Origin of the sequence: Phaeobacter gallaeciensis DSM 26640 (assembly GCF_000511385.1) — a bacterium.
Lineage (GTDB): Bacteria > Pseudomonadota > Alphaproteobacteria > Rhodobacterales > Rhodobacteraceae > Phaeobacter > Phaeobacter gallaeciensis.
Genome location: NC_023137.1, coordinates 894,180 through 906,325, shown reverse-complemented (window position 1 = coordinate 906,325; position 12,146 = coordinate 894,180). Strand labels below are relative to the sequence as shown.

The 12,146-nt window shown below is 60.0% G+C and carries 14 protein-coding genes; 6 read left to right on the top strand and 8 right to left on the bottom strand.

Annotated elements, in window-relative coordinates; all coding sequences use genetic code 11:
* Positions 1 to 4 precede the first annotated feature (4 nt).
* Genes GAL_RS04360 through GAL_RS04350 form a run of 3 tightly spaced genes read left to right on the top strand, consistent with a single transcriptional unit; the run spans position 5 to position 2,439 of the window.
* On the top strand, positions 5 to 937 hold the full coding sequence (locus GAL_RS04360; RefSeq protein WP_024096371.1) for a bifunctional riboflavin kinase/FAD synthetase: 933 nt from the start codon (positions 5 to 7) through the stop codon (positions 935 to 937).
* Complete coding sequence (locus GAL_RS04355) at positions 934 to 1,404, top strand: YcgN family cysteine cluster protein (RefSeq protein ID WP_014875404.1); 471 nt, start codon at positions 934 to 936, stop codon at positions 1,402 to 1,404. Before GAL_RS04360 ends, GAL_RS04355 begins: the two co-directional genes overlap by 4 nt.
* On the top strand, positions 1,405 to 2,439 hold the full coding sequence (locus tag GAL_RS04350) for a threonine aldolase family protein (protein WP_024096370.1): 1,035 nt from the start codon (positions 1,405 to 1,407) through the stop codon (positions 2,437 to 2,439).
* A 36-nt stretch (positions 2,440 to 2,475) separates the two neighbouring features.
* Here the strand turns inward: GAL_RS04350 and GAL_RS04345 are convergent, their stop codons facing one another.
* Complete coding sequence (locus GAL_RS04345; RefSeq protein ID WP_024096369.1) at positions 2,476 to 3,351, bottom strand: LysR family transcriptional regulator; 876 nt, start codon at positions 3,349 to 3,351, stop codon at positions 2,476 to 2,478.
* A gap of 91 nt (positions 3,352 to 3,442) precedes the next feature.
* Between GAL_RS04345 and GAL_RS04340 the strand changes: the two genes are divergently transcribed.
* The gene (locus tag GAL_RS04340; protein WP_024096368.1) at positions 3,443 to 3,877 is read left to right on the top strand and encodes a hypothetical protein; all 435 of its coding nucleotides are present in this window, start codon (positions 3,443 to 3,445) and stop codon (positions 3,875 to 3,877) included.
* 104 nt (positions 3,878 to 3,981) lie between these two features.
* Here GAL_RS04340 and GAL_RS04335 read toward each other — a convergent pair whose 3' ends face one another.
* Positions 3,982 to 4,845: an alpha/beta fold hydrolase gene (locus GAL_RS04335; RefSeq protein WP_040103912.1), complete on the bottom strand. Its 864-nt coding sequence runs from the start codon at positions 4,843 to 4,845 to the stop codon at positions 3,982 to 3,984.
* Positions 4,846 to 5,060: 215 nt separating this feature from the next.
* Here GAL_RS04335 and GAL_RS04330 point away from each other — a divergent pair, with 215 nt between their 5' ends.
* Both GAL_RS04330 and GAL_RS04325 read left to right on the top strand, forming a co-directional pair.
* Positions 5,061 to 6,080 (top strand): ribose-phosphate pyrophosphokinase, encoded by a 1,020-nt coding sequence (locus GAL_RS04330; RefSeq protein WP_024096366.1) that lies wholly within the window; start codon positions 5,061 to 5,063, stop codon positions 6,078 to 6,080.
* A gap of 138 nt (positions 6,081 to 6,218) precedes the next feature.
* Entirely contained in the window at positions 6,219 to 6,596 is a 378-nt protein-coding gene (locus GAL_RS04325; RefSeq protein ID WP_024096365.1) for a GFA family protein, read from the top strand.
* Between the two features lie 6 nt (positions 6,597 to 6,602).
* Here GAL_RS04325 and GAL_RS04320 read toward each other — a convergent pair whose 3' ends face one another.
* The 6 genes from GAL_RS04320 to GAL_RS04295 all read right to left on the bottom strand — a co-directional run bounded on the left by GAL_RS04320 (position 6,603) and on the right by GAL_RS04295 (position 11,952).
* The gene (locus tag GAL_RS04320; RefSeq protein WP_040103900.1) at positions 6,603 to 6,953 is read right to left on the bottom strand and encodes an H-type lectin domain-containing protein; all 351 of its coding nucleotides are present in this window, start codon (positions 6,951 to 6,953) and stop codon (positions 6,603 to 6,605) included.
* Positions 6,954 to 7,086: 133 nt separating this feature from the next.
* Entirely contained in the window at positions 7,087 to 7,500 is a 414-nt protein-coding gene (locus GAL_RS04315; RefSeq protein ID WP_024096363.1) for a F0F1 ATP synthase subunit epsilon, read from the bottom strand.
* A gap of 11 nt (positions 7,501 to 7,511) precedes the next feature.
* Positions 7,512 to 8,936: a F0F1 ATP synthase subunit beta gene (gene atpD / locus GAL_RS04310; protein WP_024096362.1), complete on the bottom strand. Its 1,425-nt coding sequence runs from the start codon at positions 8,934 to 8,936 to the stop codon at positions 7,512 to 7,514.
* A 20-nt stretch (positions 8,937 to 8,956) separates the two neighbouring features.
* Complete coding sequence (locus GAL_RS04305; RefSeq protein WP_024096361.1) at positions 8,957 to 9,838, bottom strand: F0F1 ATP synthase subunit gamma; 882 nt, start codon at positions 9,836 to 9,838, stop codon at positions 8,957 to 8,959.
* Between the two features lie 14 nt (positions 9,839 to 9,852).
* On the bottom strand, positions 9,853 to 11,391 hold the full coding sequence (gene atpA / locus GAL_RS04300; protein ID WP_024096360.1) for a F0F1 ATP synthase subunit alpha: 1,539 nt from the start codon (positions 11,389 to 11,391) through the stop codon (positions 9,853 to 9,855).
* Positions 11,392 to 11,952, bottom strand: coding sequence for a F0F1 ATP synthase subunit delta (locus GAL_RS04295; RefSeq protein ID WP_024096359.1), 561 nt, complete (start codon positions 11,950 to 11,952; stop codon positions 11,392 to 11,394). It lies immediately after the preceding gene.
* Positions 11,953 to 12,146 lie beyond the last annotated feature (194 nt).

Genomic DNA, 12,146 nt, shown 5'->3' with positions numbered 1-12,146 from the left:
GGCCATGCGCATTATACGTGACTTTCAATTCGTAGATCCAAAGGATCGTGGAGCCGCCGCCGCCATCGGCAATTTCGATGGTGTTCATCGCGGCCATCAATCGGTCATCGACCTGGCCCGCGAGGCAGAGCCGCAAGCCCCGCTGGGGGTGATGACATTTGAGCCGCACCCACGTGAGTTCTTTGCCCCAGAGGCCCCGCCGTTCCGGCTGATGTCAGCGGAGGCGCGCGCGTCGCGACTGGAAAAGCTGGGGGTCGAGCGCCTCTATCAGCTGAACTTCAACGCCGCGTTGTCTGGTCTCACACCCGAAGCTTTTGCGCGCAAGGTCATCGCTGACGGGTTGGGGCTGCGGCATGTCGTTGTCGGCTCTGACTTCTGTTTCGGCAAGGGGCGCGCAGGCACCGCCGAAGATCTCAAACGCTTTGGCGAGAATATGGGCTTTGGCGTGACCATCGCCCCGCTGATGGAATACTCAGAGGACACGGTGTCCTCCACCGCAATTCGCCGCGCGCTAAGCGACGGACGCCCACGGGATGCCGCCAATATGCTGGGCCATTGGCACCGGATTGAGGGCGAAGTGATCGGCGGCGAACAGCGCGGCCGCGAATTGGGCTATCCCACCGCGAATATGTCGATCGACGGGCTGCATCAACCTGCATTTGGCGTCTATGCGGTGCTGGTTGACGTGCTGGATGGGCCGCATCAGGGCAGCTATCACGGGGCGGCCTCCGTTGGTGTGCGTCCGATGTTTGACGGCAGCCATCCCAACATCGAAACCTTCCTGTTTGATTTCACCGGCAATCTCTATGGCGCGACGCTGTCTGTCGGTCTGGTAGAATACCTGCGCCCGGAAATGACTTTCGACGGGCTGGACGGGTTGCTGGCGCAGATGGACGCGGATTGCTCACAGGCGCGCAGCCTTTTGGCGGCCCTATGAGCGACGGTATTGATCGCAACGGACTGGCCAAACGGTTCTGGGAAAAGAAACCGCTCGCCAAGCTGAACAACCGTGAGTGGGAGGCGCTTTGTGACGGCTGTGGCAAATGTTGCCTCAACAAGCTGGAAGACGAAGACAGTGGTGAGGTTGCGCTGACCCGTGTTGCCTGCCGCCTGCTGGATGATGCCACCTGCCGCTGCGCCCATTATGAAAACCGTCACCAGTTTGTTCCGGAATGTATCGTTCTGAAACCGGACAATCTGGACACGCACGCCTATTGGATGCCGCAGACCTGCGCCTATCGCCTGCTGTGGGAGGGCAAACCCCTACCCGATTGGCACCCGCTGATCACCGGTGATCCGGCCAGCGTACATGAGGCAGGCGTCTCGGTGCGCGGCTGGACCGTTTCTGAATTCGACACCCCCGAAGAAGACTGGGAAGAGCATATTATCGAGGAGCCGCTCTAAATGCATTTCGCCTCTGACAATTCCGGCCCGGCCAATCCCGAAATCCTCGCAGCACTGAATGCCGCAAACACTGGCTACGCCATGGGCTATGGCGCCGATGAGGAGATGGCCAAGGTCACTTCCCGCATTCGCGAGATCTTTGAGGCGCCGCAGGCCGCGGTCTATCTGGTGGCAACCGGCACGGCGGCCAATGTTCTGGCACTGTCGACTCTGTGCCAGCCCTGGCAGACGGTATTCTGCACCGGCCCGTCCCATATCAATATGGATGAATGTAACGGGCCGGAATTCTATACCGGCGGGGCCAAGCTGACACTGATCACTGGCGAAGACAAAATGACGCCCATCGATCTGCGCAGCGCGATTGAAGGCGAGGAAACCCGTGGCGTACACGGCCCTCAACGCGGACCGGTGTCGATTACACAAGTGACAGAATTCGGCACCGTCTATTCGCTCGACGAACTGCGAGCACTATGCGATGTGGCGAAATCCTATGATCTGCCGGTCCATCTGGACGGCGCGCGTTTTACCAACGCGCTGGTCTCGCTCGGCTGCACCCCGGCGGAGATGACCTGGAAAGCAGGCGTCGATGTGGTGTCCTTTGGCGGCACCAAGAATGGCTGCATGGGGGTTGAGGCGGTGATCTTCTTTGACCCGGCAAAGGCGCAGGAGTTCGAATATCGCCGCAAACGCGGAGCTCATCTGTTCTCCAAACACCGTTATCTGTCGGCGCAGATGCTGGCCTATCTGACCGATGATCTGTGGCTGAGAAACGCCCGCACCGCCAATGCAAAAGCCGCGCGTCTGACTGCGGGCTTGCGCGATGCGGGGGCCCAGTTCAGTCATGAACCGCAGGCCAATATGATCTTTGCCGCGCTGCCCCGCGCGACCCATCAGCGGCTGTTCGATGCGGGCGCCGTCTATCACCTCTGGGACGGAACTCTGGACGGCGCCGCAGAGGAAGAGGTTACAGCGCGCTTTGTCTGTGACTGGTCTATCGGCGACGATCAGATCGACGCGTTTCTGGCGCTGCTGTAGGTCATATCCTGAGGGCAGCGGTTCCAACGGCTGCCTTCAGACTGCCGCCACCGAGGCCGAAGACATCGCGCCCATGACGCTCTCGCGGTTGAGGAAATGCCGCGCCATGTCACCCGCAAACCCGGTCTTACGGTACCCGACACCAACAACGCGTGTCACCGGGTCAACATCCGAAATCTCACGCAACACGAGGCCACGATGGGCCTCACCATGGGACATCGGCATCAGCGCCACCCCCAGCCCGGCTGCCACCAGATCCATCAGCTGGGCATCATGGATTGCACTCGCTGCCACCCGCAGCCCCGCCGATACCGCCTCCCCCTGCGCCAGCCCGGTCAGAAAGCGATCGGCGCTCGGGCAGTAAGGGCGGGCGATCAGCGCCTCCCCGGCCAGATCGGCGAGCGTCAGCGTTGCCTTCGCCAACAGCGGATGGGCACTGTGAAATGCGAGGCCGTAACGCTCCTGCCAAAGCGGGTGATACCCGCAGCCACGCGGCAGGCAGCTTTCGGCGACAAACTGCAGATCTGCCTGCAGTGCATCATCGGTGAATTGGAACTGCGCCCGCGGCACCGCGCGGCGGATCCGAGCCAGCCCGGCTTCAAACGACGCCATCATCACATCCGGTGCGCAATACACCCGCACCATACGCGCCACATGACCCTTCAGCCGTGCCTCAAGCTGGCTCACCTGCGCCAGAACACCCCCGGCCTGACTATACAGCTCATGGCCGAGCGCGGTTGGGGTTAGCCCATCCCTGCTGCGGTGAAACAATGGCCCGTCATAGCGATCTTCAAGCCGGGCAATCGCGGCAGAGACCGATGGCTGGCGTACATCGCAGGCGCGAGCCGCGGCGCTGAAGGTCCCTAACTCATAGGCAGCGCGGAAGTATCGAAGCGGTGTGAGATCATCCATAGATCAAAACTATATCAAAGATAGATGGCAGAGCAATTCCCTATGCCCGATTTCTTTGCGATCCTGTCTTCACACCCAACAGGAGAACACCATGCCCGCAACCAATCTGGCCACCGCCCCCGGCACCGATACCACATCGCAACCTGCCATCGAGCAGCTGCTCCGGCTTTTTGAAGCGGGCGATCCCGCGCTGATGGGCTTTATCGCGCCGGACATTGATTTCCGTATTGATCATTACCGCGACAGCGACGGTGTCGACGTCAGCTGGCAACAGGCCACGGATATTGAAGGCTTCGGCGTGATCCTGTCCCGGCTTGGGCCGGAGGTGTTTCCCCAGGGCACCAAAATTGTCGGGCTAAGCTCACAGGATCTGGGCGATGGCTGGTACAACACCCGCTTTCATCAACGCTATCACTACGCTGTGCGTGGCCGCATGGTGGAGAGCGTCACCTTCATCTTGTCGCATCAGGCGGATGGAAAAATTGACTATTTTCGCGAAACCGTCACCACAGTGAACGATATCTGATCCCAGGATATCGCCCCAGGACCCTCAAAAACGCGAAGCCGAGGCGCAGTGCCGCCTCGGGTTTCTATGGTCACACAGCCCCGGCAAGGGACATGATGGATAACTTAGACTTGAGCTGGTGCTGGTACGATCTCCGGCCAGAATCCCTGCAGCAGCGCGGCGGTTTCAGCAGGATGGGTGATGGGCAGCATATGCCCCGCGCTGTCAATCCGGCGGCAGGTCACATCCGGCAGCCGGGCAGCCAGCGCACGAATAACCTCATGCATGATGGGTTGGCTCTTGCCGCCATCAATCAGTAGACAGGGCATCGTCACGCGCCCCAGCTTCTCCGGCGTCAGTACCCCCAGCATATCCTCATAGACCTGCGTATCGCAGGCCATCACGGCTGGAAAACTGCGCACCATGGCGTCTCGGGCGCTTTCGGGAAGGTCGTTCCACTTTGGATGGCCTGCGCCCCAGGCCCGATTGAACAGCCGTGTCGCATGTTCAACGTCGCCGCGCAGATATGTTTCGCGCACCGTCACGTGATCCCTGCGCAGCGCCTCAACGGCTGCCGGATCCGCAGTTGCCGCGGCGGCGGCGAGCGAGAAGAACACCGGCTCAACCATCACCAGAGACCGCACAAGATCCGGGCGCAACTGGGCCATTGCCAAAACAACAGTGGCACCAAAAGAATGACCGATCAGATCAATCGGCCCCTCTTTGGCGAGGTTTTCAGCCTCAATCAGAGCCAGACCTGCCTCTGCGTTGCGCAACTGCAGCAACCCCTCGCCATCCCAGTCTGGGCTACGGCCGTGGGACAACATGTCAAAGCTGGAGACCGTGACTTGTTCTTCCAGAATAGTAGCCAACCCGCGCCAGGCACCCGAGTGAGCCAGCGAACAATGAACTGCCACCACTTTTCTGGGGCCACCTCCCAAAACATGGCTGGCGACAGGCTGCGTCAGCCCGTTAGAAATCACCGCCATCATTGCCACCCTGGCGTGGCGATGAGGCCCCCTTCAACCAATACCATTATTGTCCACGCCTCCCCGCAACCCCAGCAGGTTTCCCCTGCTCTGTCCTTCGCCACCATGGGCCTGTTCCCCCGCATTAAATCTAGGCGCGACGGTACGCCCATGCTAAGCGGGGTTCAACATCACGAATCTGTCACACTGCCATTGCTGCCTGGGGATAACAGCCAATGCCGACCTTGAACGAACCCAAGCTGATTGCTGGGAACGCCAATCTTCCGCTTGCCGAAACCATTACCCGCCGCATGTCGATGCACCGCGGTGTCGATCAGGGCCTCGTCGATGCTCGTGTCGAACGGTTCAACGACGGCGAAATCTTCGTCGAAGTCTATGAGAACGTCCGTGGCGAGGACATGTTCATCATTCAGCCGACCTCGAACCCGGCCAATGACAACCTGATGGAACTGCTGATCATCGCCGATGCGCTGCGCCGTTCCTCGGCCCAGCGGATCACTGCGGTGATCCCGTATTTCGGCTATGCCCGTCAGGATCGCCGCACCAAGGCGCGCACACCGATTTCAGCCAAACTGGTTGCCAATATGCTGACCGGCGCAGGGATCGAGCGGGTCCTGACCATGGACCTGCACGCCGCACAGATCCAGGGCTTCTTTGATATCCCCGTGGACAACCTCTATGCTTCGCCGATCTTTGCACTGGATGTGAAAAACCAGTTCAAGGACAACATGGACGAACTCATGGTGGTCTCCCCCGACGTGGGCGGCGTGGCCCGTGCCCGTGAACTGGCCAAGCGCATCAATGCGCCGCTGTCGATCGTCGACAAACGCCGTGAAAAAGCCGGGGAAGTTGCCGAGATGACTGTTATTGGCGATGTGACCGACAAGATCTGTCTGATCATCGACGACATGTGCGACACGGCTGGCACCCTCTGCAAGGCCGCTCAGGTCCTGCTCGACAATGGCGCCAAAGAGGTCCACGCCTATATCACCCACGGGGTAATGAGTGGCCCCGCAGTGGAACGCGTCACCAACTCGGTGATGAAATCGCTGGTGCTGACCGACACCATTCAGCCGACCGAAGCGGTTCTCGGCGCGCCGAACATCCGCATCCTGCCGACCGCCCCCCTCTTCACTCAGGCGATCCTCAATATCTGGCACGGCACCTCTGTATCCTCGCTGTTTGAGGACAAGACACTGGTTCCGATCTACGAGTCGCTGTCGCGCAACGGCTAAGCCGCGCCCTTAGACGTAGAGAATTTGAACCCCACGCCCGGCACCCGGCGCGTGGGGTTTTTCGTTGCAGGCCCGTCCATGTCATCGCCCCGGTAGAAGTGCTAAACTGCCAGACGTCGCGAAGCGGGAGTGAGGCGCATGAAACACTATCAGGGTGGCTGCTTGTGTGGTGCCGTCAGGGTCACCACGTCCGGTCCGCCGCTCAGGGTTGGCATCTGCCACTGCCGGAACTGCCGCAGACATCACGGGGCGTTGTTTTATGCCGCCGCTATCTTTCCCACGCAGGCGGTCCACGTTGACGGCAGGCCGCGCCACTATAAGGGACGCTATTTCTGCGGTACCTGCGGGTCCTCAGTCTTTGCCAAAACGGGGGGTGAAATCGAGGTGCATCTGGGCAGTCTGGACGACACAGGTGGTCTGACGCCTGACTATGAGCTTTGGTGCGACCGACGTGAGCACTGGTTGCCCGAGTTCGCGGGCACAATCCGACACAACAAGGACCGAGACAGCGATTAGAGCCGTCTAGGGCACGTCCCAGTCGTCCGCAAAGGGCAGTGTACCGATGGCCATCCAGGCGGCCCGTATCCGTGCGATACGACTGTCGTTCCAGGTGCGAAAGACCACCTCGAACCCGTCGGGAGTGATGGTTTCAGCGACCAGCTCGGCCCGGATCGCGGCCCCGGAATCGATATCCATCAATGAACTGGACAGATGCACCGCAGGTATCTCCGCAAAGGGTTCGGAAAACCGCACCTTGCGTCGACGTTCGCGTGGGCCCGCCCCTGTCCACATGCTGCCGCCATTCTCGAACTCCGAGAAAATCTCGATATCGCCCTGATCCACCCCAAGCCTGGGGCTGTGTACCCGTTTCATACTGCGTGCCCGCCCCCGCTGCTGCACCCTGCCCGTTTTTCACTCTTTGCGTGATCCCCGCGGCAAGAGTGCCAAAAAACAAAACCGGCCCGCAAGGGGCCGGTTCATATTCTTCTGCCATGGCTCTGAGAAATCAGAGGCTCATATGTGTGCCCAGGGCTTCCATATCAGCAAGCAGCTTCGCCGCATCTTCAACGAGACCATGCGGTTGATCAGTGTCCTGCACAGCCTTGTAGGTCGTGCGGGCCTCTTCAATCAGCTCGTCCAGTTGCGCGCGCGTCAGCTGGTCCATGGGGATTGCCTTCTCAGCAAGGACAGACAGACCGTCAGCGCCGATTTCAGCAAACCCACCGGTGACCAGGTATTCCGATGTGCCTTGCGGGCTTTCGACCCGCAGGACACCCGGACGCAGCGTGGTGATGGTCGGCGCATGATTGGCCATAGCCGTCATGTCGCCTTCCGCGCCGGGGATCATTACCGCGGTCACCGGGAGCGACGCCAGGCGGCGCTCCGGGCTCACGAGGTCGAATTGCATCGTATCAGCCATCAGGGCCCTCCTTAGGCCGCGTCAGCAGCCATTTTCTCGGCTTTTGCGATCACCTCATCGATGCCGCCAACCATGTAGAAGGCGCCTTCGGGCAGGTGGTCGTATTCGCCAGCCACAACGGCCTTGAACGACGCTATGGTGTCCTCAAGCGGAACCTGCTTGCCGTCTGCACCGGTGAAGACCTTCGCAACGTCGAACGGCTGGGACAGGAAGCGCTGGATCTTACGTGCGCGGGTCACGGTCAGCTTGTCCTCTTCGGACAGTTCGTCCATGCCGAGGATCGCGATGATGTCCTGAAGCGACTTGTAGCGCTGAAGGATCTGCTGAACGTCGGACGCCACGGCATAATGCTCTTCGCCAACGATGGAAGGATCCATCAGGCGCGATGTGGAGTCGAGCGGGTCAACAGCCGGGTAGATACCCAGTTCCGAGATCGAACGGTTAAGAACGGTGGTCGCGTCCAGGTGGGCAAAGGTGGTTGCCGGTGCCGGGTCGGTAAGGTCGTCCGCGGGAACGTACACAGCCTGGATCGAGGTGATCGAGCCGTTCTTGGTCGAGGTAATACGTTCCTGCATCGCACCCATGTCGGTCGCCAGCGTCGGCTGGTAGCCCACAGCCGAAGGAATACGACCCAAGAGAGCCGACACCTCGGAACCCGCCTGCGTAAAGCGGAAGATATTGTCCACAAAGAACAGAACGTCGGTGCCGGACTGGTCACGGAACTGTTCCGCCAGGGTCAGACCGGTCAGAGCAACACGGGCACGCGCACCCGGAGGCTCGTTCATCTGGCCATAGACCAGAGCAACCTGCGACTCTTCCAGGTTATCGGGTTTGATAACGTTGGACTCGATCATTTCGTGGTAGAGGTCGTTGCCTTCACGGGTCCGTTCACCAACACCCGCGAACACGGAGAAGCCCGAGTGCACTTTTGCGATGTTGTTGATCAGTTCCATGATGAGAACGGTTTTGCCAACGCCGGCGCCGCCGAACAGACCAATCTTACCACCCTTGGCGTATGGGGCGAGAAGGTCGATCACCTTGATGCCGGTCACCAGCACTTCGGATTCGGTGGACTGGTCGCTGAACTCAGGGGCGGGCTGGTGGATGGCGCGGGTTTCCGCGGCCACAACAGGGCCCTGCTCGTCAACGGGCTCACCCACAACGTTCAGGATGCGGCCCAGGGTTGCGTTGCCGACGGGGATCGAGATCGGTGCATCGGTGTCAGCTACGGCCTGACCGCGAACCAGACCTTCGGTCGCATCCATCGCGATGGTACGGACGGTGTTTTCGCCCAGGTGCTGAGCAACTTCCAGAACCAGCGTCTTACCGTTGTTGTCGGTGGTCAGCGCGTTCAAGATCGCCGGCAGGTGGTCGTCGAATTGAACGTCCACAACGGCGCCGATGATCTGGGTCACCTTGCCTTTTGCATTTGCCATATTTCGTCTCCGGTTTTCTTTTAGAGCGCCTCAGCGCCCGAAATAATTTCAATCAGCTCGTTGGTGATCACGGCCTGACGCGAGCGGTTGAACTCAATGGTCAGCTTGTCGATCATCTCGCCCGCGTTGCGGGTCGCGTTGTCCATCGCGCTCATCCGGGCACCCTGTTCGGAGGCCCCATTTTCCAGCAGCGCTGCAAAGATCTGCGTAGCGACACCGCGCGGCAGCAGGTCGGCCAGAATGGCTTCTTCGCTGGGCTCGTAGTCGTAGACGGCAGAGCTGGTCGCAGCGTCGTCTTCCTTGGCATCAAAGGACGCCGGGATCACCTGCTGGGCAGTCGGCACCTGGGTCACAACGTTGACGAACTTCGCATAGAAGAGCGTGGCAACATCGAATTCCCCGGCATCAAAGCGGGCCAGCACATCCTTGGCGATGTCCTGCGCATTGACGTAGCCAAGGCGTTTGACTTCGCTCAGATCCACATGACCGACAAAATAGTCGCCAAGGTCGCGTTTCATCGCGTCCCGGCCTTTTTTGCCAACCGTCAGGATCTTGACGGTCTTGCCCGCCGCGACCAGTTCCTGGGCTTTCACCCGGGCCAGCTTGGCGATGTTGGAGTTGAAGCCCCCGCAGAGCCCGCGTTCGGCGGTCAGTACGACCAGGAGATGAACCTGGTCGCTACCGGTGCCGGCAAGCAGCTTGGGTGCAGAATCGCTGCCACCGACAGATGCGGCCAGCCCCGCCATAACGGCGTTGAACCGTTCGGCGTAGGGACGCGCATCCTCGGCAGCCTCTTGGGCGCGGCGCAGTTTTGCGGCCGCGACCATCTGCATGGCCTTGGTGATCTTGCGGGTCGATTTGACCGACGCGATCCTGTTTTTAAGGTCTTTAAGGTTAGGCAACGCCTGATCCCCCCTTAAGCGAAGTCAGCTGCGAACGCGTCCAGAGCTGCTTTGATCTTGTCGGCTGCGTCACCCTTGATCTTCGGATCTTCGGTGGTGATCCAGTCGAGCAGGTCCTGATGCTTGCCGCGCAGATGCGCCAGCAGGCCAGCCTCGTAGCGGCCAACTTCCTTTACGTCGACTTTGTCGAGGTAGCCGTTGGTGCCTGCGAAGATCACACAGACGATCTCTGCGTTGGTCAGCGGTGCATACTGAGGCTGTTTCATCAGCTCGGTCAGACGCGCACCACGGTTCAGCAGCTGCTGGGTTGCGGCGTCCAGATCGGAACCGAACTGCGCAAAGGCCGCCATTTCGCGGTACTGAGCCAGTTCCAGTTTCACCGGGCCAGCGACGGATTTCATCGCGTTGGTCTGAGCCGAGGAGCCCACACGCGAAACCGACAGACCGGTGTTCACCGCAGGACGGATGCCCTGATAGAACAGTTCGGTTTCCAGGAAGATCTGACCGTCGGTGATCGAAATCACGTTGGTCGGAATAAACGCGGACACGTCGCCGCCCTGGGTTTCGATCACGGGCAGCGCTGTCAGCGAGCCTGCACCGAATTCTTCGTTCAGCTTCGCGGAACGTTCCAGCAGACGGGAGTGGAGGTAGAAAACGTCACCAGGATAAGCTTCACGGCCCGGCGGACGACGCAGCAGCAGGGACATCTGGCGATAGGCCACAGCCTGTTTGGAGAGGTCATCATAGATGATCAGCGCGTGCTTGCCGCTGTCGCGGAAGTATTCGGCCATCGCGGTCGCGGCATAGGGTGCCAGGAACTGCATCGGGGCCGGTTCCGACGCGGTTGCAGCAACCACGATCGAATATTCCATCGCACCGGTTTCTTCCAGCTTCTTCACCAGCTGAGCCACGGTCGAGCGCTTCTGGCCGACGGCAACATAAACACAGTACAGCTTCTTGGATTCGTCATCACCAGCGGCGTCGTTGTAGACTTTCTGATTCAGGATCGCGTCCAGAGCAACGGCGGTTTTACCGGTCTGACGGTCACCAATGATCAACTCTCGCTGGCCACGGCCGATCGGGATCATCGCGTCCACGGACTTGAGGCCCGTTGCCATCGGTTCGTGAACCGATTTACGCGGGATGATGCCCGGTGCTTTCACGTCAGCAACTTTACGCTCTGCCGCGTTGATCGGGCCCTTGCCGTCCAGCGGGTTGCCCAGACCGTCGACAACGCGACCCAGCAGCTCGGGGCCTGCAGGAACGTCCACGATGGAGTTGGTGCGCTTGACGGTGTCACCTTCTTTAATGTCACGGTCGGAGCCGAAGATAACGATACCGACGTTGTCGGCTTCGAGGTTCAGCGCCATGCCCATGATGCCGCCGGGGAATTCGACCATCTCGCCGGCCTGGACATTGTCGAGACCGTAGACACGGGCGATACCGTCACCAACGGACAGCACGCGGCCAATTTCTGCCACCTCGGCTTCTTGACCAAAATTCTTGATCTGGTCTTTCAGGATCGCAGAAATCTCTGCTGCTTGGATACCCATTTATCCGACCTCTTTCATTGCGTTCTGTAGGGAGTTGAGCTTGGAGCGGATCGAGTTGTCGATCATCTTCGAGCCCACTTTAACGACAAGACCGCCAATGATGCTTTCATCGACGGTTGCATTGATTACGACCTTCTTGCCAGTGCGCTCAGCCAAGGTCTTGGCCAGCTTTTCGCTCTGGGTCTTGGTCAGCGCCTTGGCCGATGTGACATCGGCGGTGATCTCACCACGGGTTTCGGCCAGGCGTGCGCGCAGGGCGTCAAGCAGCGCAGGCAGCACAAACAGGCGGCGCTTTTCGGCCATCAGCGTCAGCGCATTGCTCAGAACCGGGTCCAGGCCCATTTTCTTGGCAATCGCGGTGATCGCTGTTCCCTGCTCCTGACGCGACACCAGGGGTGACGTGATCAGATCGCGGAGATCTTCACTATCCGCCAAAGCGGCAGACAGGTCATTGATGCTGGTTTCAAGGCTATCAAGCGCCTTGCTCTCTTCGGCGATCTCAAAGATCGCGGTGGCATAGCGCGCGGCAATGCCTGCGGAGATCGAAGCTGGTTCGGACACGTCCACCCTTCCGATATTGGCCCCGGTTGGCTGACCTAGTGCAGGCGGCGTCCGGGGGCGTGAGGTCTCCCCACAATTTGGTGGGGCGTCAAAATCAGCGTGGATGTAGCAGAGCGTTGGCAACCTATCAACTGCCTTGGACGGCAGGGTGAAAAAGGAAGTTATAAGCGTTTTCAAATGATTAGACGATAACG